General features: G+C 33.2%; 19 protein-coding genes. 7 read left to right on the forward strand and 12 right to left on the reverse strand.

What is annotated here, in order from left to right; genetic code table 11:
• Nucleotides 1-11: 11 nt before the first annotated feature.
• The 7 genes from bshA to GQ47_RS07555 form a co-directional block, all read right to left on the reverse strand.
• On the reverse strand, nt 12-1,148 hold the full coding sequence (bshA, locus tag GQ47_RS07525) for an N-acetyl-alpha-D-glucosaminyl L-malate synthase BshA (RefSeq protein WP_035646963.1): 1,137 nt from the start codon (nt 1,146-1,148) through the stop codon (nt 12-14).
• 522 nt (nt 1,149-1,670) lie between these two features.
• On the reverse strand, nt 1,671-2,153 hold the full coding sequence (locus GQ47_RS07530; RefSeq protein WP_035646965.1) for a hypothetical protein: 483 nt from the start codon (nt 2,151-2,153) through the stop codon (nt 1,671-1,673).
• A 79-nt stretch (nt 2,154-2,232) separates the two neighbouring features.
• Nucleotides 2,233-2,835, reverse strand: coding sequence for a hypothetical protein (locus GQ47_RS07535; RefSeq protein ID WP_035646966.1), 603 nt, complete (start codon nt 2,833-2,835; stop codon nt 2,233-2,235).
• Between the two features lies 1 nt (nt 2,836).
• The gene (locus GQ47_RS07540) at nt 2,837-3,628 is read right to left on the reverse strand and encodes a (Fe-S)-binding protein (RefSeq protein ID WP_035646967.1); all 792 of its coding nucleotides are present in this window, start codon (nt 3,626-3,628) and stop codon (nt 2,837-2,839) included.
• A 128-nt stretch (nt 3,629-3,756) separates the two neighbouring features.
• A complete protein-coding gene (locus tag GQ47_RS07545; protein WP_035646969.1) occupies nt 3,757-5,094 on the reverse strand; it encodes a 4Fe-4S dicluster domain-containing protein in 1,338 nt (445 codons plus the stop codon).
• Between the two features lie 6 nt (nt 5,095-5,100).
• Complete coding sequence (locus tag GQ47_RS07550) at nt 5,101-6,066, reverse strand: MlaD family protein (protein WP_035646970.1); 966 nt, start codon at nt 6,064-6,066, stop codon at nt 5,101-5,103.
• 50 nt (nt 6,067-6,116) lie between these two features.
• Nucleotides 6,117-7,244, reverse strand: a complete 1,128-nt coding sequence (locus GQ47_RS07555; RefSeq protein WP_035648062.1) for an N-acetylmuramoyl-L-alanine amidase family protein — start codon at nt 7,242-7,244, stop codon at nt 6,117-6,119.
• A gap of 82 nt (nt 7,245-7,326) precedes the next feature.
• Between GQ47_RS07555 and GQ47_RS07560 the strand changes: the two genes are divergently transcribed.
• Complete coding sequence (locus GQ47_RS07560) at nt 7,327-10,071, forward strand: putative LPS assembly protein LptD (RefSeq protein WP_035648065.1); 2,745 nt, start codon at nt 7,327-7,329, stop codon at nt 10,069-10,071.
• A gap of 28 nt (nt 10,072-10,099) precedes the next feature.
• On the forward strand, nt 10,100-10,480 hold the full coding sequence (locus GQ47_RS07565; RefSeq protein ID WP_035646972.1) for a RidA family protein: 381 nt from the start codon (nt 10,100-10,102) through the stop codon (nt 10,478-10,480).
• Here GQ47_RS07565 and GQ47_RS07570 read toward each other — a convergent pair.
• The 5 genes from GQ47_RS07570 to GQ47_RS07595 form a co-directional block, all read right to left on the reverse strand.
• A complete protein-coding gene (locus GQ47_RS07570; protein ID WP_035648068.1) occupies nt 10,461-10,835 on the reverse strand; it encodes a methylglyoxal synthase in 375 nt (124 codons plus the stop codon). The genes GQ47_RS07565 and GQ47_RS07570 overlap by 20 nt on opposite strands.
• 10 nt (nt 10,836-10,845) lie before the next feature.
• Nucleotides 10,846-11,697, reverse strand: coding sequence for an N-acetylglucosamine kinase (locus GQ47_RS07575; protein WP_035646974.1), 852 nt, complete (start codon nt 11,695-11,697; stop codon nt 10,846-10,848).
• Between the two features lie 134 nt (nt 11,698-11,831).
• Nucleotides 11,832-12,836: a type I glyceraldehyde-3-phosphate dehydrogenase gene (gene gap / locus GQ47_RS07580; protein WP_035646975.1), complete on the reverse strand. Its 1,005-nt coding sequence runs from the start codon at nt 12,834-12,836 to the stop codon at nt 11,832-11,834.
• Nucleotides 12,837-12,928: 92 nt separating this feature from the next.
• Nucleotides 12,929-13,915, reverse strand: a complete 987-nt coding sequence (pfkA, locus tag GQ47_RS07585) for a 6-phosphofructokinase (RefSeq protein ID WP_035646977.1) — start codon at nt 13,913-13,915, stop codon at nt 12,929-12,931.
• Nucleotides 13,916-14,211: 296 nt separating this feature from the next.
• Nucleotides 14,212-18,711, reverse strand: a complete 4,500-nt coding sequence (locus GQ47_RS07595) for a translocation/assembly module TamB domain-containing protein (RefSeq protein WP_238567957.1) — start codon at nt 18,709-18,711, stop codon at nt 14,212-14,214.
• Between the two features lie 194 nt (nt 18,712-18,905).
• Between GQ47_RS07595 and tsaD the strand changes: the two genes are divergently transcribed.
• The 5 genes from tsaD (at nt 18,906) to GQ47_RS07620 (ending at nt 23,054) form a co-directional block, all read left to right on the forward strand.
• Complete coding sequence (gene tsaD / locus GQ47_RS07600; RefSeq protein WP_035646982.1) at nt 18,906-19,928, forward strand: tRNA (adenosine(37)-N6)-threonylcarbamoyltransferase complex transferase subunit TsaD; 1,023 nt, start codon at nt 18,906-18,908, stop codon at nt 19,926-19,928.
• A gap of 3 nt (nt 19,929-19,931) precedes the next feature.
• Nucleotides 19,932-20,645 (forward strand): 16S rRNA (uracil(1498)-N(3))-methyltransferase, encoded by a 714-nt coding sequence (locus tag GQ47_RS07605; RefSeq protein WP_035646983.1) that lies wholly within the window; start codon nt 19,932-19,934, stop codon nt 20,643-20,645.
• A gap of 17 nt (nt 20,646-20,662) precedes the next feature.
• Nucleotides 20,663-21,301, forward strand: coding sequence for a DUF4159 domain-containing protein (locus GQ47_RS07610; protein ID WP_035646985.1), 639 nt, complete (start codon nt 20,663-20,665; stop codon nt 21,299-21,301).
• Nucleotides 21,302-21,312: 11 nt separating this feature from the next.
• Nucleotides 21,313-21,810 carry a TrmH family RNA methyltransferase gene (locus tag GQ47_RS07615; RefSeq protein ID WP_035646987.1) on the forward strand — a complete coding sequence of 166 codons (498 nt, stop codon included), beginning with the start codon at nt 21,313-21,315 and terminating at the stop codon, nt 21,808-21,810.
• A 284-nt stretch (nt 21,811-22,094) separates the two neighbouring features.
• Nucleotides 22,095-23,054 carry a zinc metalloprotease gene (locus GQ47_RS07620; protein ID WP_035646988.1) on the forward strand — a complete coding sequence of 320 codons (960 nt, stop codon included), beginning with the start codon at nt 22,095-22,097 and terminating at the stop codon, nt 23,052-23,054.
• The last annotated feature ends 28 nt before the right edge of the window (nt 23,055-23,082 follow it).

The following is a 23,082-nucleotide window of genomic DNA, read 5'->3' on the forward strand; positions in this document are numbered from 1 at the left end:
TAAATTGATGTTTATTCTTTATAATCGTCAATTGCTTTTTGATATAACGCTTCATACTTTGGAAGTATATTTTTAATATCAAATTTCTTAGCAACTTCCAGTGCATTCTTTTTAAATTCTTTCAGCGTTGCATCATCTTTTAAAATCTTAATTGCATTTGCAGCCATTTCATCAACATTTCCAACATTGCTCAAATAACCCGAAACACCATCAAAATTCACTTCAGGCAAACCACCAGAGTTACTCGAAATAACCGGAACTCCAAGCGCCATTGCCTCCAAAGCAGCCAAACCAAAGCTTTCTGTTTCCGAAGGAAGCAAAAATAAATCGGTCATACATAAAATCTTATCAATTTCATTACTGTTTCCAAAGAAAATCACTTTGTCGTAAATACCCAATTCCATGCACAGAACTTCCGCTTTTTCTTTTTCAGGACCATCACCCACCATCATCAATTTGGCAGGCATTTCTTTCTGGATATTATAAAAAATCTTAATAATATCCGGAATACGTTTTACCTTTCTAAAATTACTAATATGTGTCACAATGCGCTCATTTTCCTTCGCCATAACATAACGATGACAAGGCGCATCTGGATCTTTTACCACTTTATCCAATTCGATAAAATTCGGAATCACCTTAATTTTGTTCTTGATCTTAAACAATTTCAAAGTGTCATCTTTCAAACTCTGAGAAACCGAAGTCACATAATCTGATTTATTGATACTAAATGTCACCGCAGGTTTATAAAAAGGATGATTTCCAACCAAGGTAATATCCGTTCCGTGAAGCGTAGTAATCATTGGCAGATTAATTCCTTCATTTTTTAGCATTTGCTTTGCCATATAACCCGCATATGCGTGTGGAATTGCATAATGCACATGTAAAACCTCAATTTTATAGAGTTTCACCATATCAACCAATTTGCTCGATAAAGCCAATTCATAAGGCTGATAATGAAAAAGAGGATATTCAGGAACGTTAACTTCGTGATAATGAACATTGGCGTTCAAAAGTGCCAGTCTCACCGGCTGACTGTAAGTTATAAAATGTATTTCGTGTCCACGTCTGGCTAATTCGAGACCTAACTCAGTGGCTACTACCCCACTACCGCCAAACGTTGGATAACAAACTATTGCTATTTTCATGTATTAAATTTAATTCTACGAAAATACTCAAAAATAGCGTTTAATTGACCGTTTCGTTTGTTAGATTTTTGTAAATCTTAGATTCGCCAGAGTATTAAGCGATTAGAATTCACAACATAAAATATTCTAATTTTTATCAGGAGCAGAAAAATCCATTTTCATAAGAAAGTCCAGTCCCGCTGTCCGCTATATCTTTTGCGCCGAACCCCGGCACAAAAGGATGCCGCTTCCATCGGGGCTATATGAGATTGTTTTGTTTCTATAAGAACTTGTCTTGATCAACTTTGTCAAAGTTTAAAACTTTGACAAAGTTATATTGTGCTAAGTTTGTCATTCCGAGGAACGAGGAATCTCCACAAGTAGCTCTACAAAGATTGGCGACATACGCTACGGAGTTTCTTAAGGAGATTCCTCGTTCCTCGGAATGACAAACTTTTGAGAAACTTGAAACCTGAAACTTTAAACCAAAAAAAAGGCATAAAATCAAAATTTCATGCCTTTCAAATATTTTATAAATTTCTCTTAGAAAAATCTGCTGTGCCAGCTATCGGCAGCAGGAACTTCCCACGATTCATTAAATTCTTCGATATTGTTTACCAGATTATTAAAAACAATCGTATTCTCAGAAACCGATTTATCTTTAACCATCTTTTTAAAATCAATTAAAGGTTTGTGAGCAATATGCTCTCCAAGCTTAAAAGTAACGTTCATTTTATCTAATAAATCAACATTATACTTTTTCTCCAAACCCTGAATAAATTCAACAGAACTGTCAATTGAGCAACCTGTCGCCGCCTGCACATCCTGATTCACAGCTAAAATAATGAAACGATTATACTTCAACAAAAACGAAGCCTCAAGACTTGTTCCGTGTGCCGCCCATTGTTCAACAAAAGCTTTTAAATCCGTCTCAATTTCAGAAAACTCTTCCTCAGAAAATTTTCTGTTCGATTGGTAAATCCAAACTCTAGATTCACCAGGTAAATTTTCAAAAGGTATATACATTTTATTTTTTCTTTAAATTTATTTTGTCTCAAGTCATAAAAATTACAAGCTCAAAACTTCAAAAATCAGGTTTTAAAAACTACTTTTTTTCAATTTTGGTCATAATCTTATAATATCTAAATTCTTTTGCTTTAGAATCAAATAATTCAATCTCAGAGTAACTTACTTTAACCTTATCTTTTTTCTTTATTTCATTATTTGTCAACAAAGATGCGGTATCAAAATAATCCAATAAAAGAAGATTGTAACTCCTTCCATTTTGATCTTTCAATTGCAAAGTCACAAATTGTTCTGATAAAATATCAACAACTACACCTTCAACAAATGCATCTTCTTTTTGAACCTCTTCCTCATCTTTTTGAGCAGCTTGGCCTAATTCCATAATTACATTAGGACAATACTGCATCATTTTAATTGCAACATTTTCTCCTAACTTTCTCATTCCTTCGCTATCACCAAAATCTACTTTATCGCCATTTTTAAATTCAGATAAATGATTTGAGTAACTTTTGATCATACAAACGCCAACTTCTTTTTTTAAATCCTCACCAGATAAATTAGGTAGTTTATCTTTTTTAGCCTGCAAACAATCACAAGTTTCTTTTGCTATTACAGTTAAAACTTCTTGTGAATATCCTGCAACATTGCACAATAAAACAACTAATAAGAATATTTTCTTCATATTATAAATCTTGCGCATTTGCAATTAATTCTGCAATATCAAGCACTTTAACCTGACCTTCTTTTTCTTGATGTTTGATACCATCCGTCAACATTGTATTACAGAAAGGACAACCTGCCGCAATAATATCTGGTTTAGTTTCCAATGCATCTTCAGTACGCAAAACGTTCACTTCTTTGTTACCAGGCTCAGCATCTTTAAACATTTGTGCTCCACCAGCTCCGCAACATAATCCGTTTGCTTTAGAACGCTTCATTTCAACTAATTCAACATCTAATTTCTGAATTAATTCTCTAGGCGCTTCATATATTTTATTTGCTCTTCCTAAATAACAAGGATCGTGAAAAGTGATCTTCTTCCCTTTAAACTGACCGCCTTCAACAGTCAATCTTCCATCATCGATTAATGACTTTAAAAATTCTGTATGATGAATAACTTCATAGTTTCCACCTAATTCAGGATATTCATTTTTCAAAGTATTAAAACAATGCGGACAAGCCGTAACAATCTTTTTTGCTTCGTATGCATTTAAAACCTCGATATTCATCATGGCTTGCATTTGAAACAAAAATTCGTTTCCGGCGCGTTTTGCAGGATCTCCGGTACAACTCTCTTCAGTACCTAAAACTGCAAATGAAACATTAGTACGATTCAAAATACGTACAAATGCTTTTGTAATTTTTTTTGCTCTATCATCAAAACTTCCTGCGCAACCAACCCAAAATAAAACTTCTGGCTGTGTTCCTTGGGCTAGCATCTCAGCCATTGTTGGCACTACTAAACTTTCTGACATTTCTCTCACTTTTGTTAAATCGGTTAATCGTTTATTTGGTTAATCGCACTCTTTGCAATAACCTTACCAAAAACCTTAAATATTTTCAAATCGATTAAACGGTTACACAAATAACCGATTAAACTTTTTTAATTCTCGTTTTTCCAATTCAATCGGTCCTGCTGGCTGTATTGCCATGGCGCACCATTGTTTTCAATATTAGTCATCATTGCGTTTAGCGACATTGGTGCAGCACTTTGCTCCATCACTAAATAACGACGCATATCCATAATAATAGAAAGCGGACTAATATTAACAGGACATTCTTCAACACAAGCGTTGCATGATGTACAAGCCCACAATTCTTCTGGTGTAATATAATCGTTTAATAATGTCTTATTGTCCGGAACAAAAACACCTTTATTTGCATCTATATTTTTTCCAACTTCCGTCAAACGGTCTCTTGTATCCATCATAATTTTACGAGGAGACAATTTTTTACCTGTTTGATTTGCAGGACATGAAGAAGTACAACGTCCACATTCTGTACACGTATAAGCATTTAAAAGCTGTACCCAGTTTAAATCCTGAACGTCGCTTGCTCCAAATTTAGCCGGAGTAGCATTTTCATCAACTGGAGCTGCTGCAAACGGATCAGCATTTGGATCCATCATTAACTTCACTTCTTTTGTAACCGATTCTAAATTATCAAACTGACCTTCTGGTTTCAAGTTTGCAAAATAAGTATTTGGGAATGCCAAAAGAATATGCAAATGTTTCGAGAAGTACAAATAGTTCATGAAAACTAAAATACCAACGATGTGAAGCCACCAAAATACCTCAAATAAAAGTCCAACTAATTCATTAGATGTACCATTAAAAATTGGCGCTATAAATTGACTTATTGGATAACTTCCTGCTTTATGAAAATGAGAATATCCGCCTGGAACATTCTGCAAATGCAAATCAGAAGCATTCATCAATAAAAACAGAATCATTAAAACGGTTTCGAAATACAAAATATAATTCGCATCGCTTTTAGGAAATCCGTTCAAATCATTACTTATAAAACGCTTTAAGCGAATTACATTTCTTCTGATCCAAAAAGTGACAACTGCAATAATTACAAGTATTGCCAATATTTCAAATGAAGCAATTAAAACATCATAAACAACTCCTAAATAAGGAGCAAAAATTCTATGCGTACCGAAAAGCCCATCAATAATAATTTCAAGCAATTCGATGTTAATAATTACAAAACCAACATATACAAAAATATGAAGTATTCCGGCAACAGGGCGTCTCACCATTTTTGATTGCCCAAGAGCAATCAATGCCATGTTTTTCCAACGAGCTTTAGGATTATCTTTTCGATCTACATCAACTCCCAAATTAATGTTGCGGATGATTTTTTTTACGCTCGCTGTAAAAAAACCAAAACCAACTATAAGAAGTATGGCAAATAAAATATTATCTAAATAACTCATTTATAATTATTTTTTATCGGTTGAGTTTGTTTGTTCTGTTGGTGCTACGTAAGGTTTGTTTTTCTTTCCAAAAAGGGAAACATTTACATAACGAGTTGGGTAAAGACGAACGTCTTGCAACAGTAATTCTAATTCTTTTGAAGTTTTAGCTAAATTATTATATAATGCATCGTCATTTAATAATTTACCAGCTGTGCCTTTTCCTGAATTTAAATTCGTCATTAAACCATCTACTTTAGCTAAAGTCTGATTTAAGCTTCTAACTGTTTTTCCTAAATCGGCTTTGTTTAATGAATCAGATATTTTATTAAAGTTGCTTGACATTTTATTGAAATTAGTCACAACACCATTAATTTGACCTTTATTAGTATCCAGGATAGAGTTAAGAGTTCCTGAAGCTTTGTGAAACTGCTCCATTGTCTGGCTTAATTCAGCAATTGTTTTCTTTAAATTTTCTTGTGTATTTTTATCTAAAGTATTATTTAATCCAGTAACCAGATTATCAATATTCACAAGCATTTTGTCTAATTTCGCCTGAATTGGTTCAAGTTTTCCTCCTAAAGATTCTGTCAAACCAAGCTCAACAGTTCCATTCAATGTCTGACCTTCCGCTGCTGGATCTTTATCAGTTAAATTTGGTACAATTTTAATTTGTTTTCCGCCAATCAAACTTGGAGAATACAAAGCTGCTGTACTTGTTTTAGAAATTGGAAAATCAGTTTTAAGCTGAAGCTCTACTAATAATTTTCCTGTTGTTTCATTGAGTGTAATTTTATTTACTTTACCAATTGCAAGTCCGTTTATGGTAACTGGTGCTGATGGCGCCAAATCCTCAACATTATCATACTCAACAAATAATGTTTTGTAATTTGTAAAAAGATCTCTGCCTTTTAAAAAACTGTAGCCCCAAATAAATAATAAAATTGACGCGATGACTAAAATAGCCGTTTTAATTTCTCTTGTTAGTTTCAAAATTCTAAGTGTTTGTACAAAATTAATATAAATATTCGAACTTGTGACTATTATTTAGTAGCGTCTTGAATACTGATTTTTTCTCCATCTTTGGTTGCAGTCAAAAATGCAGCGCCATATCCTTTACTCTTAGCTTCTTGCAAAAATTTCTTCGCTGCTTCATAATCCGAAGTTTCCTGATAGAAATATTTATAAACATTATTTTCGTAAAGCATCGTTACATTTTTTAGACCTTTAAAATTTTTAGGCTCTAATGTGGTCTTTTTGATACTAGCAATAAGCTGTACTTTATAAAATGTTCCTTTTACTGCATTTTTTGCTGCTGTAGATGGCTCAGCAGGTTTAGCTTTTTTTGGAGTTGAAGTATCTTTTGCAGGTCTAACGTCTGACATTTCAGGAATTCCAGAACCAAAATATTCGCTTTTATAACTCAAAATAGCGTCTGCAATTGCTTTTGCAATATCATTTTGCCCTTCTTCTGAATTCAGAATATTTCCTTCTGTAGGGTTTGAAACGAAACCTGTTTCCACTAAAACTCTCGGCATATATGCTTTATGAAGTACCATAAACGGGGCTTGTTTTACACCACCTTGTCTTAGTTTTTTTCCAAGTCGATCAAAATTATCTTCGATTTTTGTAGCCAAAGAAATACTGTTATCTAAATATTCTTCTTGCATCAAAGTCATTCCGATCATTGATTCTGGCGAATTCGGATCGTAACCTTCATATTTACGCTTATAATCTTTTTCTAATGTAATTACCGAGTTCTCTTTTTTCGCCGCCTCAAGATTCGATGCAACTTTACTCAAACCCATTACATACGTTTCTGTTCCGTCAGCTGCCGTATTTTTATTGGCATTACAGTGAATTGACACAAAAATATTGGAATTAGCTCTGTTTGCAATGTTAGCTCTTTCAACCAAATCAATGAAAACATCCGTTTTACGCGTATAAATCACATCAACATTTGGACTTGATTCTAATATTTTCCCAACTTTTAGCACAATTGCCAAGGCAATATTTTTTTCTATTCGGCCACTGTAAACAGCTCCAAAGTCATGATCACCATGTCCGGCATCAAGTGTTACTTTAAAAACATTTGCCTGACTGTAAGCACAAAACGAAATTATAGTTAGAAAAAAACTAAATAATAGCCTAGTTTTGTTAAATATATTCATAAATCTAAAAGTTAATTTTAATAATTTGCAACTGTTATAATTTTCGCAATTGATTATTTTTGCCAAAAAATTATATGTAGTTTTGACATGTCAAAAAACAAGCCATACTTTTACAAAAATAGCATTTAAACCTTTGCACACAAACTTATTTAATATCGTTTTAATATCATTTTTCCTAACACTAGGATGTGGTAAAGTATATTCACAAGATATAAAAAGCCCAAAAAAACCGTTACCAACTGTAAAACAAACAGATAAAGGCTCAACTGCAAAAACTGATGCAGCAAAACAAAAAGATCAATCTGTAGCTACAAAAGTTGATACTGTAAAAATTGACAGTATCAAGCCTGTAAAGACTTTTCTTGATGGTAAAGTAAAGTATAAGGCAAAAGATTATGCCACAATTGACAAAAAAAAGAAACAGCTTACCTTATATAATGAAGCTGAACTCTACTATAAAGATGTAGAATTAAAATCTGGAATCATTGTTTTGGATTATGGAAAAGATGAAGTTTATGCCGGAAGAATAAAAGATTCGGCAGGAGTTTTAACTCAGTATCCAAATTTCAAACAAGGATCAAATGAAGTACAACCAGATTCGATTCGTTTTAATTTCAAGACTAAAAAAGCCTTAATTTTCAATTCTAGAACAGAGCAAGGTGAATTCAAAATTAAAGCTGCGGTTACTAAAAAAGAAAACGATTCGGTTTACTTTTTAAGAGGCGCACGTTTCACCACATCAACAGATGTAGACAACCCAGAATATTACTTCCAGACTAATAAAGTAAAATTTGTTCCCGGAAAAAAGGTAGTAACCGGCTTAACCAATATGGTTATTGCAGATGTCCCTACTCCACTAGCTTTGCCGTTTGCTTATTTTCCAATGAGCCAAGAAAAAAGTGTTTCAGGGATTATCTTACCAAGTTATAACGACTCAAACACAAGAGGTTTCTCCCTTCAAAACGGAGGATATTATTTTGCTTTGAGCGATAATTACGACTTGACTGTTTTAGGAGATTATTATACCAACGGAAGTTACGCTTTGCGTTTTGAATCGGCGTATGCCACGAGATATAAATACAGAGGAAATATCAATGTACGTTTTGAGAATTTAATCAGCAGCGAACGAGGCTATCCTGATTATTCGAAACAAAAAATCTACAACATTCAGTGGTCGCACTCAAAAGATACTAAATCCAATCCAAATTCAACCTTTTCTGCATCGGTAAACATGGGTAGTAGTAAGTATTTTAAGCAATCGATCAATCAGGCAAATATTGGTTCTAATTTGAACAATACATTAAGTTCATCTATTTCATGGAATAAGACTTTTAATACTATTCCGCAAGCCAGAATAGCATTAACAGCCACACATTCGCAAAATACCCAAACCGAAGTCATTAACATGACTTTGCCATCACTTCAGGCGAGTATTGACCGTATTTATCCTTTTGTTGGAAAAGACGGAGTAAAAAAAGGTTTCATAAAAAACATCAATTTACAATATAACTTAAGCGGGAAAAATAGTTTTGTAACTACTGATTCTTTATTCTTTAAGCCACAAATGTTTAGAGATGCCCAAATTGGAATGCAGCATACAATTCCGCTAAGCACTAACTTTAAGCTTTTCAAATATTTTAGTGCCGGAATGTCAACCAATTATCAGGAAACATGGGTAACTAAAACAATCAGCCGAAGCTACAACGTAGACCAAAGCAAAGTTGTGGACACACCTGTAAATGGTTTTGATGCTTTTAGAACTTATAATTTCAGCTCAAATTTAGGAACAACAATTTACGGGACATTCAATTTTGGTGCAGACAAAAAGATTCAATCGATTCGTCACGTCATGCGTCCGTCTATTACATACGCATACACGCCAAGTTTTGAAAAATACTACGATACTTATGCCGTAGATGCTTCTGGTCGAATTACAACTGAATACACCCGTTTTGAAAATGGTGTTTACGGAGCTCCAGGAAAAGAAAATTCAAATGTTGTAGGCTTTGCATTAAGCAATACTTTTGAAGCAAAAGTAAGAGACCGCGACAGCACAAAAACGGAACCTAAAAAAATAATGTTGTTAAACAACTTAAACTTCAGCACGAGCTACAATTTTAATGCCGACGGAAAACAAGTTCTTGCCTGGCAGCCTGTCCTTGTATCAGGAGGAACACAGTTTTTTGACAATAAATTGAATATGAATTTTGGTGCTACTTTAGATCCTTATGCAATTGACAATTCAGGAACAAGAATTGATAAATATAATATTGATAACGGAGGAAGTTTATTTAGAATGACAAGTGCCAATGTTACTTTAAATTATTCGTTTTCTAATAAAGGCGGAGACAAAGAAAAAACGAATACACAGAGCCAGCGGAACGGAGGTCGTAATGATGATTTGTTTGGAACCAATACCGACTTAACCGATAGTAGAAACAGTCAGTTTGCCAATGAAAAAGACGATGATAAAGATGTTATATCAGAATTTTTCAATGCAAAAATTCCGTGGGATATGACAATGGCTTACTCATTAACATACTCAAATGTAAATAGAGAAAACAAAATAAGCGGAAACTCCATAATGATTTCTATCAATACCGATATTACACCAAAATGGAAAGGCGGAGTTTCGACAGGATATGACTTTGTACAAAAAGGGATTACTTTTACTCAATTCCGTTTTGAAAGAGATTTATTAAGCTGGAGAATGGCTTTTAACTGGCAACCATTAGGAACAAATTCGAACTGGAATTTCTTTATCGGAATTAAATCTGGTATGCTTAGCGATATCAAATGGAACAAACGAAGCGTTTCAAATAGATAAACAATTTTCGAATCAAAATACTTTCATTATGAAAAAAATCATCTTTACCGAAAAAGCTCCGGCTCCAATCGGTCCGTATAATCAGGCTGTATTATCAGGAAACACACTTTATGCTTCTGGCCAAATTGCTATCAATCCAGCTTCAGGAGAACTTGTAACCGATAATATCAACGACGAAACAAAACAAGTTATGGAGAATATTGCAGCTATTTTAGAAGCTGCAGATATGACTTTTGAAAATGTTGTCAAAGCAACTATTTTCATCATGGACATGAACAACTTTGGAGCAATAAACACTGTTTACGGTTCTTATTTTAACGAAAAAACCGCTCCAGCTCGTGAAACGGTTCAAGTGGCTTGTCTGCCAAAAAATGTTAATGTAGAAATTTCTATAATTGCTGTGCAATAGCATCTAATAACAATTGTGCCGTTGCTTCATTTGTTGCCAGCGGCACATTATGCACATCGCAAACACGAATTAGCATATTGATATCTGCTTCATGTGGATGACTTGACAAAGGGTCTTTAAAAAAGAAAACCATCTTAGTTATTCCTTCCGCAACTCTTCCCGCAATTTGGGCATCACCACCTAACGGACCAGAAAGCATTTTCTGTGTCTTAAATCCAGCAGCTTCAGCTTTTCCTCCGGTCGTTCCGGTACCAATCAGCCTTATTTTTTCATTGTGTAAAACAGCTTCATTTTTGATTAAAAAATCAATTAAATCCGCTTTTTTTCCGTCATGAGCAATAATTGCAATTTCCATAAATCCAGAACTATTGATTAGCAACATGGTAAGCAATTAAACCGTCAATAGGTCTTCTTAAAACATTTCCTAATTTAAGCTCATATTTATCGAAAGTTTCTTGTAATTCATCTTTTAAATAAAATGCAATAGAACCTACGAAATGCACAGGAACTTCTTTACAGTTATCAAACTGCTTAATATAGTTTTTAACGAAAGATTTCATTCCTTTGAAAATAATTTTTCTACAGAATTCAGTGTCTTTATGTTTAATTAAAAACTTTGCATAAGTCGCTAAATAAGCATTTGGATTTGGCTCTTTGTATAATTTATTTTTAATAAAATCAGGATCAACGTCGTACTCTTTTTCAAGTTCAACTGCTAATTCTTTAGGCATTTTATTAAAATAATACTTTCTGATTAATTCTTTTCCAAAAACATTTCCGCTGCAGTCATCCATTACGATATATCCTAATGATTGTACTTTTTGATGCAATACTTTTCCATCAAAATAACTGCAATTAGATCCTGTTCCAAGGATTGAAACAATAGCTTCTTCGCCTTTAGGAGTTGTTGCGTAAACAGCCGCATAAGTATCTTCCTGAACATCTACGATGGCATTAGAGAAATACTCCTGAAAGATTTGTTTTAACCATTCTTTCATTCTGTCTGTTCCGCATCCTGCTCCGTAGAAGAACAAATGTGAAGCATTTTTTTTATTTTGCAAAATATCAAAACGGTCGTTTAATCTTTCGATGATTTCCGGACCATCAAGAATTTCAGGGTTCAAACCTAAAGTTTGTGTCGTGAATAATACTTTTCCATTATCATCAATTGCAATCCAATCTGCCTTAGTAGATCCACTATCAACTATTAATTTCATTTTATTTTTTTGTTTTTTGAGTTAGTTTTTCTTCATTTAAATAAAAAGTGTATTTTTTACATTAATTAAAGACGTAACAAAATAAGAAAATCCCGTTACTTGGAGATAACGGGATTTTGCAAAAATATATAATATTATTTTAAACCTGCGATATGCACAGATAAATCAATCAATTTGCTTGAGTATCCGTACTCATTATCGTACCAAGATACTAATTTGAAGAAAGTTGAATTTAAACCAATTCCTGCACCAGCATCAATGATAGATGTTCTTTTATCAGAAATAAAGTCTTGAGAAACAACAGCATCTTCAGTATATCCTAAGATACCTTTTAATTCGTTTTCAGAAGCTTTTTTCAAAACTGCCATAATTTCCTCATATGAAGTTTCTTTAGCAACTTTTACAGTTAAATCTACTGTAGAAACGTCAGCAGTAGGAACACGGAAAGCCATACCTGTTAATTTTCCGTTTAATTCTGGAATAACTTTTCCAACCGCTTTAGCAGCACCTGTTGAAGAAGGAATGATATTGATTGCAGCAGCACGCCCACCTCTCCAGTCTTTTCTAGAAGGTCCGTCAGCTGTCATTTGAGTTGAAGTTGTTGCGTGAACAGTTGTCATTAAACCTTCAACGATTCCGAAATTATCATTGATAACTTTAGCTAATGGAGCTAAACAGTTTGTAGTACAAGAAGCGTTAGAAACAACTAAATCAGAAGCTTTTGCTGATTCGTGGTTTACTCCCATTACAAACATTGGAGCATCAGCAGATGGAGCAGAAATGATAACTTTTTTAGCTCCTCCTTTTAAGTGCTCGCTTGCAGTTTCGATAGTTGTGAAGATACCAGTACATTCTGCAACTACATCAACATCTACTTCATTCCATTTTAAGTCAGCTGGATTTCTTTCAGCTGTAATACGGATATTTCTTCCGTTTACATATAATTTTCCTTCTTTAACTTCAACAGTTCCGTTAAAACGACCGTGAACTGAATCATATTTTAATAAGTAAGCTAAGTGATCTACATCTAATAAATCATTGATTGCTACAACCTCTACATTATCTCTATTGAAAGACTCTCTAAAAACGATTCTTCCGATACGTCCAAATCCGTTTATTCCTAATTTTACTTTTGACATTTTACTAAATTTTTTGCTTTTGTTTTTATTACACTAATTTAAAAGTCTAATTTCCTCACAATAAACTTTCTTTCCTTTTAAACTTTTATTTATTAGGTCGACATGATGTCTGACACTCTTAACAATTCTCTATCAATTTCTGATTTTCCTTTAATAGCCTGTTCAAGCGGAGTCAAAACAACTTTATCCTCTTTTAGTCCAACCATATAATTTGATTTTCCTTCTAATAAAGATTCTACAGCTTTTACTCCTAAACGGCTTGCTAAAACACGGTCAAAACAAGATGGAGAACCACCACGCTGCATGTGTCCTAAAACAGAAACTCGTACGTCATATTCAGGCAAATTAGCTTCAACGTAATCTTTTAATTCGAATACATTTTTACCAATTTTATCGCCTTCTGCAATAACTACTATACTTGATGATTTTCCTGAAGCTTTACTTTTTTGAAGTGAGTCTAGCAATCTGTCTAAACCTAAGTCTTCTTCAGGAATAAGGATTTCTTCAGCACCTGCTCCAATTCCGGCATTAAGCGCAATATGCCCAGCATCTCTACCCATAACCTCAACAAAAAACAAACGGTTATGTGAACTTGCTGTATCTCTAATTTTATCAATAGAATCAACAACAGTATTTAAAGCTGTGTCATATCCTAATGTATAACTTGTACCATAAATATCATTGTCAATGGTACCGGGAATTCCTATTACTGGAAAATCGTACTCTGAATTAAAAATTAAACCTCCGGTAAAACTTCCGTCTCCTCCAATAACTACTAGAGCATCAACTCCAGCTTTTAAAAGATTCTCGTGAGCTTTTTTTCTACCTTCTGGGGTTCTAAACTCAACTGAACGAGCTGATTTCAAGATCGTTCCACCTTTGTTTACAATATTATTAACGCTTCGAGGGCCCATTTCTTTAAAATCACCTTCGATCATTCCTTGATACCCTCTATAAATTCCTATGCATTCTATATTATGATAAGCGCATGTTCGAACAACTGATCGTATTGCAGCATTCATTCCTGGTGAGTCTCCTCCCGAAGTAAGAACACCAACTTTTTTTATTGTTTTTGGCATTATTTAAGTATTAAGTTGTAAAATTAGCAAACATTCGGCACTTTTCAGGCTATGTTTATCATAAATTAATAAAATATGTTAAATTCAAACGTTTTCGTTAATAAGTTTTTTGGTGGCAAAAAATTCATTTAAAATAATAAAAGGCGCTTATTTTAATTAAATCCTTAAAATTAACAATACATAAATGAAGTGTTATAAAATTACGAAGTGCCTTCATTTGAAAAAAAATGTTTAAATCTTTAAATTTAAGCATAAAAAAAACCATTACGAGAATAATGGCTTTTTTTAACAATATCTTAAAAATCATCGTTGTCAGGAATTAATCCTTGATTATTATTTACGGGTGGAGGTTTCTTCTCTTCTTCTTTTTTCTCAGGTTTCTTTTTATTCTTATCCGCATCCTTTTTATTGGTAAAATTGATGTAATCTGGATTTAAATACGAATCCTGAACATCATCTGAAGAACCTTTTATTGTACGCTCTAATTTATGGCTTTTAAAAAGCTTGTTTACCAATTCACTGAACGTATCAAAATCGACTTCATATGAAATACCGACACCTTGTGTATAACCAATTCCTTGTCCTATATAATTAATGTCGTTTTCTTTGTTAAACAACCTAAGATTCATTGAACCATCTTCATTAACTCGATAAAGGATTTCAATATCTCCGACAATAGCCGATTCATTGACTCCTCCTACTGGAACTCCGACTTTTCCGTTGATCGAAATTTTTTCATTAATCTGAGATGATATATTAGCCACAAACTGACCATCTGCTTCCTGACCAATTCGTTTGTCTGCAGAAATAAAGTTCAAATCAATATTTACTTTATCATTGTCAGATTTGATAATACCACCTAATAAACTTGCTGCAGTTTCTGCAAATGTTCCAGACAAGTCACTTTGATTAAATCCATCCGGACTCATAAACGAACCTGTCGAAAGCAAATACAAAGCCTGTGTCTGACGAACATCTTTATCGTCCAGCTTATATTGTATTTCCGACTTTAAAACACTGCTTACAGATGGAAACTGAATATCAAAATTAGGATCAGGACTCGTTAAATCTCCTCTTAATCCAATAACAACTTCAACCGGCACTTTTTTATTGAAAGATGAATTCTCTAATAATACCGCTGGATTTGCAGATGTTTTGTACACAGCTTCCAGATTCAATTGCGCTTTCATTGGGTTTCCTTCCCAAATGATAGATCCACCTTTTTTTACAGCGAATTTTTTATCAATCAAACCGCCATATTTAAAATTATAAGTTCCTTCGTATGCCTGGAAATCCCCCCACATATTAAATTTACCCAGTGTATTGATTTTAAACAACAAAGATCCATAACCTTTACCTTTCATACCGTGACCAGAATTTCTATCCAAGATTACTTCAACCTCTGCATCTGGTGTAATATCAAAATCAAATTCTAATTCAAGTCCGTTGTAATTTCTTGTTTTTTCTACAATTCCATTGGCTAAATTGTATTTTTCCTTTGGCGTTACAAAATGTATCCAGCTACTTTCGGCAACGCTTTGTGCATTACTAATCGGAATTTTAATTTCTGTTCCTTTTTCAGATTTGGCATCTACTTTAATAAATAAACCTTCTGTTGGACCTTTTATACTTGCAGTTCCATTAATAAATGCAGTTCCAAAGTACGCCGCATCTTCACTATCTTTAGTATCAAGTGCCAATAATCTTTTTGAAGTAACGGTTAAATCCAGTTTCCAGTCACCAAAATTATGATGTTCAATCGTTCCATTCAGCAATCCTTTTGTTTTGTATTTCGTATCGGTCAGCTGATTATTTCTAAATAAGAACTTCTCATCCGTCAAATCAATTACTGTTCGATCGCTCAGCTCATAATCTGTATTTAAATACGGAATTGTCATTCCGGCTTTTTCAACATACAATCTTCCGTTGATTTCAGGTTTTTTAAGATTCCCAACAACAGCCGCATTTCCTGAAACTGAACCACGCACATTTGAAATAACATCAACACCAACTGTTCCTAAAGTCGCCAGATTAAATCCTTCGAGCTTTAGATTCAAATCTAAAAATGTTTCTTTATTTTCAATCGCAAAAGTTCCGTTTGCTTTAAACGATTCGGTAAATCCATTCTGAATTGAAGAATTTATCGTGAATTTTTTAAAACTTTCATCTCCCGAAATATCAAAATTCAACGTTCCTAATTCGGTTTTATTCAAATTAAGATGATCAATTTTGATGGAAGCAGTCGGCTGATAAACATTCTTGTTCTGCTTATAATTTACACTTCCATTCAAATTTCCATTAAAGACAAACTTGGAATTAAATGGCGTAATTTTATTTATATCAACATCTTCAAAGTTGAGGACGAGATCTTTATAATCTGTTCCTTTAATAACTCCGTTTAAATCAATCTTTTGATTTTCGTGTGATAAGACAATATTATTAAAATTGAAATTTTTAAAATATTGATCTATAATAATCTGATTATCCTTCTCTGCATCTTCATTCAAATACCATATATAGTCTTTGAACTTCATTTCAGATTTTTTAATTCCTACTATATTATTTTTGTTTTTATCGATAGTATGAAACAAATCCAGATTGAAATAATCCTGTCCTTTATCACCTCCCTTAAACTCTGAACGAACAAATAATGTATCTTTTGCTGTTACATTGATCAAATTGAAATCACGTATTTTATAATAGGGCGTTTTGATACTATCTAACTCAACATACGCATTATAAAGTGTATTTTTATTATCTATGTTGATTCTGATATTATCAAATGTATTTTTAGCTGCGGTTATTTTCTGAGATTTAAATCTAAATTTAAATTCCTGTAAATCTGCATCAATTTTACCACGAACAACTGTAGACGAATCAATATTCACATCCGGATAAAGCATCTCGACAACTTTGTCATAAACATGGAAGTTGAAACGAAGAAATTGTCCTTTTCGAACTTTATAAGGCTTATAATTGGTATACAAACTTCCTACTGAATTCATTACCAATTTATCCAACTGATCAAAACGGAATTTTCCAACAATTTTTCCGTTTACAACATCTGTTGAATTAACTGTTATAGTACGTAGTTTATCAGCATCAAAACTAGAATTGATTGTTACATCATCAAAAGCATACGTGTTTTTAGGATTTTTATAGACGGCATCTTTGATAAAAATATTTCCCTGTAGATTTTCGATTGAATTTCCAGAAACCTGAACAACTGCATCTCCATTGAAATGCGAAATAGAATCCGACACAAATCTTAATTTTCGCAAATCGGCATTTTCTACATTAATATGGAAATCATATCTATTTTCTCGTTTACTCAAATCCACTAAACCGTCAAAAGTCAAATTCAAATTTGGATCATTTACAGTAACTTCACCTTTATAATAAGGCAACTTAAAATTCCCATTAACCGTTATATTATTATAGGTGTATTTATTGTAATCTAATTTTGTAATATCACCTTTTATAATAGTATTCAAATATTTCTCAGTAAAGCCAACACCATCAACATCAACATTCAAAGTTGTTTTACCAATATCTTTTCTGTCTAAAAATGCACCAATATTAAAATTATCCAAAATAATATTTCCCGAATAAGATGCTTTATCGATAAAATCCATATTATTCATATGAATATCGGCTTCGCCATTTCCTAAATCTGTTGCCATTTTAAATTTGGCTTCCAAATCAGTCGTTGAAACTTTTGCTTTACCAACAATATTGACTTTTCCTATTCGCTTAAGTTCTATTGGAAGTTTTTTTCCAAGCACATTTGGCAACAAAACAACAAGATTATCATAGCTGGAAATCAGTTTATCAAACTTTCCTTCCATTGAGAACTTTTGCATTTTATCACCTAAAAGATTCTTGAAATTAATATTTCCGACAATTCTCGAACCATTGGTATCGCTCAATCTTAATCGACGCAGATTTAAATTATTCAGAGGTCCGTTTAATTTTGTGCGGACTTTAAAATGCTGGTTTCTTCCCAATCCATCATAAAAATAACGAATATCATTTGACGCAATCGAAGCCGAATCAATTGCAACATCAAATCTAACTTTATCCGTAAAATGAAGAAAATCTTCAACTTTATAATTTAAAATAGCATAGCCATAAATAGAAGATCTTTTAGTTTTAATGGCAAGATTTTCAACTCTAATTTGTTTTTTGGTATAACTAAATTTCCCGGCAAAATTAGAAACATACAATCCACGATGATCCTGAAATGAAAATCTATGAATGTTTGTATTTACATCTGGGCCATATAATTTGAATTCGCTGATATAAGCGTTCAGCTTTGTAAACTCAAGAAATTTTGGCGTTCTTTTATTTTCATCAACAACAGAAAAGAATCCATTTGTAATGTATGCATTTCGCGCAGTAAGTAAAAAATGTTTTTTTGATTTTGAAGGTTTTCCGGTTTCAAACAATTTCACAAACTTGTTGATATTGTTTTCGTCTTCGTTTTTGTATGTTTTCAAATTAAAAATCAAACCAGTTAAACGAAGATCACCAAAAATCAAATCACCGTCCATCAATCTTTTGAAGCTCAAAATATCGGTCGTAATAATATCCGAAGCAATCATTACTTTTTTATGATGGTCTAAAATCAAAACATCTTTTAATTTCACACCACCAAAAATATTGATAGCCACCTTTCCTACGGTGATATTAGCCTTAAAATCTTCTCGTAGAGAATCTGTTGCGTATCTTGCAATTTTAGTTTGCACGACAGGCAAAGACAATGTGATAGCAACTGCCAACAAAAGTAGAATCAACCCAATTAGGGTTCTGGATACTATTTTCTTTACTTTTTTGATAGCTGTATTAATTTTAGTTTACTTTAAATTTATTTTGAACAGACAAAGAACGGCTGTTTTTGATAAAAATTCTTTAATTTTGGCTTCTCCTTACAGTCAAAGAAAATTAAAAATTTGATTTGTCAAATATAATTCAAAATTTGTGCCTTTATATGCAAAATTCAGAGGTTTTTATTCTTGCCATTGAAAGTTCCTGCGATGATACTGCCGCTGCAGTTTTACATAACGATAAAGTACTCTCAAATGTTGTAGCCAATCAGCTAATTCACAACCAATATGGTGGTGTTGTTCCTGAATTGGCTTCAAGAGCTCATCAACAAAACATAGTTCCGGTAATTGATGCAGCGCTTCGTAAAGCAAATATACAAAAAGAACAGCTAAGCGCCATTGCTTTTACGCAAGGACCTGGCTTAATGGGATCTCTATTAGTTGGAGGTTCTTTCAGTAAATCATTATCATTGGCATTAAAAGTTCCTCTTATTGCCGTGAATCATATGCATGCTCATATTTTAGCGCATTTTATTGACGAAGATGGCTTTGATAAGCCTGAATTTCCATTTTTAGCACTAACAATTAGTGGCGGACATACGCAAATCGTAAAAGTAAACAGCTTTTTTGATATGGAAATCATCGGTGAAACTACTGATGATGCCGTTGGAGAAGCTTTTGACAAAAGTGCCAAAATTCTTGGACTTCCTTATCCTGGCGGTCCTTTGATCGACAAATATGCAAAAGAAGGAAATCCGAAAGCTTTTCCTTTTACAAAACCAAAAGTTCCTGGATTGGATTTTAGTTTCTCTGGATTAAAAACAGCGATTTTGTATTTTATTCAGAAAAACAAACAGGAAAATCCAAATTTCATTGAAGAAAATCTGAATGATATTTGCGCTTCGATCCAACATACTATTATCGAAATTTTAATGGACAAATTGAAACTCGCTGTAAAAGAAACCGGAATTAAGCAAATTGCAATTGGCGGAGGAGTTTCGGCAAATTCAGGAATTAGAACGACATTGAAAGAAGCAGAAGGCAAATATGGCTGGAAAACTTTTATTCCGAAATTTGAATATACCACAGATAATGCTGCAATGATTGGAATTGTAGGTTATCAAAAATATTTATCACAACGTTTTGAAGATGCATCTGTAGTTTCGAAAGCCCGAATTCAATTTTAAATTATGCAGTTATTTTATAATCCTGATATAGACGAAACTACCGAATCTTTTTCATTTGACAAAGAAGAAAGTCGCCATATAATAAAGGTTTTACGCAAAAAAGATTCAGATATTCTGCATGTTACCAATGGTCAGGGAATATTGTTTGAAACTGAAATCACATTGGCTTCAGACAATAAATGTATTGTAGATGTACGATCGATCCAGAAATTTCCAGAACCAAAATTTCGTTTGCATTTGGCCGTTGCGCCAACCAAAATGAACGATCGTTTTGAATGGTTTTTAGAAAAAGCCACAGAAATTGGTATTCAGGAAATTACGCCTATATTTTGTGACCGTTCCGAAAGAAAAGCAATAAATGCTGAACGTTTTGAAAAAATCATTCTATCAGCAATGAAACAATCAAATGAAACGTTTTTGCCAAAATTAAATCCAGCGATTTCGTTTAAAGAATTTGTCAAACAAAAAAATACAGGTTTGCAATTCATAGCGCATTGTGAAGAAACCGACAAAAGATCACTGAAAGAAGCGCTTAAACCAAATGAGAATGTAACTTTATTAATTGGCCCGGAAGGTGATTTCTCTGAAAAAGAAATAGCTTTAGCTTTAGAAAACAACTTTCAGCCAGTTACTTTAGGAAATACACGATTAAGAACTGAAACAGCTGCAGTTGTGGCTTGTCACAGTGTTGTTTTTTTTAATGAAATTTCAAACTAACAGAAGCTTTATTTAATATGAAGAAAATATTTTACTTGATTTTATTGGTTTCTGTTTCCTCATTTTCACAAGAAATCGCTTTGTTGAAATACAGTGGCGGCGGCGACTGGTATGCAAATCCAACATCATTACCTAATTTGATTCGTTTTTGTAATTCGAACATCAATACACGTATTAAAGCAAAACCTTCAACTGTTGAACCAAGTAATCCTGATCTTCTGTCCTACCCTTTTGTGCATATGACAGGACACGGAAATGTGGTTTTTAGTGATTCTGATGTAACTAATCTGAGAAATTATTTGACTTCAGGTGGTTTTCTTCATATTGATGACAATTATGGAATGGATCAATATATTCGAAAAGAAATCAAAAAAATATTTCCAAATAATGATTTATTGGAAATTCCGGCCAATCATCCTATTTTTCAAAAACCTTTTCCTTTCCCGAATGGATTACCAAAAATCCATGAGCACGATGGTACACGCGCACAAGCATTTGGGATTTTTGTCGAAAACAAATTAGTGCTTTTATATACTTACGAATGCGATTTAGGTGACGGCTGGGAAGATCCCGAAGTTCACAATGATCCAGCAAATGTTCGCGATAAAGCTTTGAAAATGGGCGCCAACATTATCAATTATATTTTTACCAATTAATTACAACTAAAGTGCAGCTTACTCACGAAGAAAATCAATTTGAAAGAAAGACGTTTCCAATAACATTAATTTGCGATCATATTTATTTTCAGCAGAATATTGGTTCTCTTTTCAGAATAAGCGAGGCTTTTGGGGTTGAAAATATTATCTTTTTTGGAAAAGATATTCCGCTGACACCTCGTAAAATCAATAAAACTTCACGAAGTACACATCTTCATGTGCCTCATAATGTCATTGAAGAGTTTTCTGAACTTCATTCTTTCCTTTCCGATAATAATTTTAAAATTATTTCATTAGAAATTGCATCTAACAGCAAACCTCTTAAAGAAGTTATTATTCCTGAAAATCAAAAAATTGCGCTTATAATTGGAAGTGAGATAAACGGAATTTCAGACGAGCTTTTAAAAATTTCACATCAAATTGTGCACATAAATATGTTTGGGAAAAACTCCAGCATGAATGTTGTGCAAGCTGCAAGTATTGCACTTTACGAGATTACTTCTTTATAAAAAATTCTTTTTTTGAAACATTCTATCTTTTTTTTGCCGATTTAATTGTTCATTTATTTCGATAAACAACAGATAATCACGATAAAATGCACTTAAAAAAATAAAAAGAAAGAAAAAGATTACTAAAAATTTTTACTAAACTTTTGTAGGAATCAGTATTTGTAAGGGATTGTAAAATTTCTCACAAAATAATCTTTGTAATATTTTTCTACAATATATTTTTGTTATAAAATTGCGTTATAATTAACCAAAAGTAATTTTTTATAACAAAAATCCAAACTATTATGAAAAAAGTTTTTATTACCGCAGTTGCAGCGTTAATGCTGTTTGCTTGTCAAAATGACCAAACTGATTCAGCTAATTCAGAAACTAGTGCTGCAGCACGTCGTTCTTGTGCATCTCAAGATGTATTAGAAGCACAATTGAAAGCAGATCCGATGCAGGCCATCAGAATGAATCAAATTGAAGCTTTTACAAACGAACAATTACTTAAAGGTTTTTCTGGCCGTTTAGTTAATGGCAAAATTGAAATTCCTGTAGTAGTTAACGTTTTATACAAAACAACTGCACAAAACATTTCGAATGCACAAATCCAAACGCAAATTGATGTTTTAAACAAAGATTTCAATGCTTTAAACTCAGATTACAATAGTGTTCCTGCTTTGTTTGCCGGAGTAAAAGCGAACATTGGAATCACATTTGTATTGGATCAGGTTATCCGCAAATCGACTACCAAAACATCTTGGGGAACAAATGATGCCATGAAAAAAACGGCTCAGGGCGGTATTGCACCAACATCTCCAACTACAAAACTTAACTTATGGTCTTGCGCTATTGGCGGCGGAATTCTAGGTTATGCACAATTTCCTGGTGGAGCATCTTCAACAGACGGAGTTGTAATTGATTCTCGTTACTTTGGATTATCAGGTTCAGCAAATGCTCCTTTTAATTTAGGAAGAACAGCCACTCACGAAGTAGGTCACTGGATGAATTTACGTCACATTTGGGGAGATGCAACTTGCGGAAGCGATTTAGTGTCTGATACTCCAACACACAACACAGCAAATTATGGTGTACCAGCTTATCCTCATTATAGTACTTGCTCTGGAACTCCAGTTGAAATGACTATGAACTACATGGATTATGTTGATGATAATGCAATGTATATGTTCTCTACAGGTCAAAAAAGCAGAATGACTGCAATATTCGCTGCTGGCGGACCAAGAGCTGCATTTGCACAATAAAAAACATTATAAAACCAAGTCAATGTTT

It is taken from the genome of Flavobacterium sp. ASV13 (assembly GCF_000745775.1).
Lineage (GTDB): Bacteria > Bacteroidota > Bacteroidia > Flavobacteriales > Flavobacteriaceae > Flavobacterium.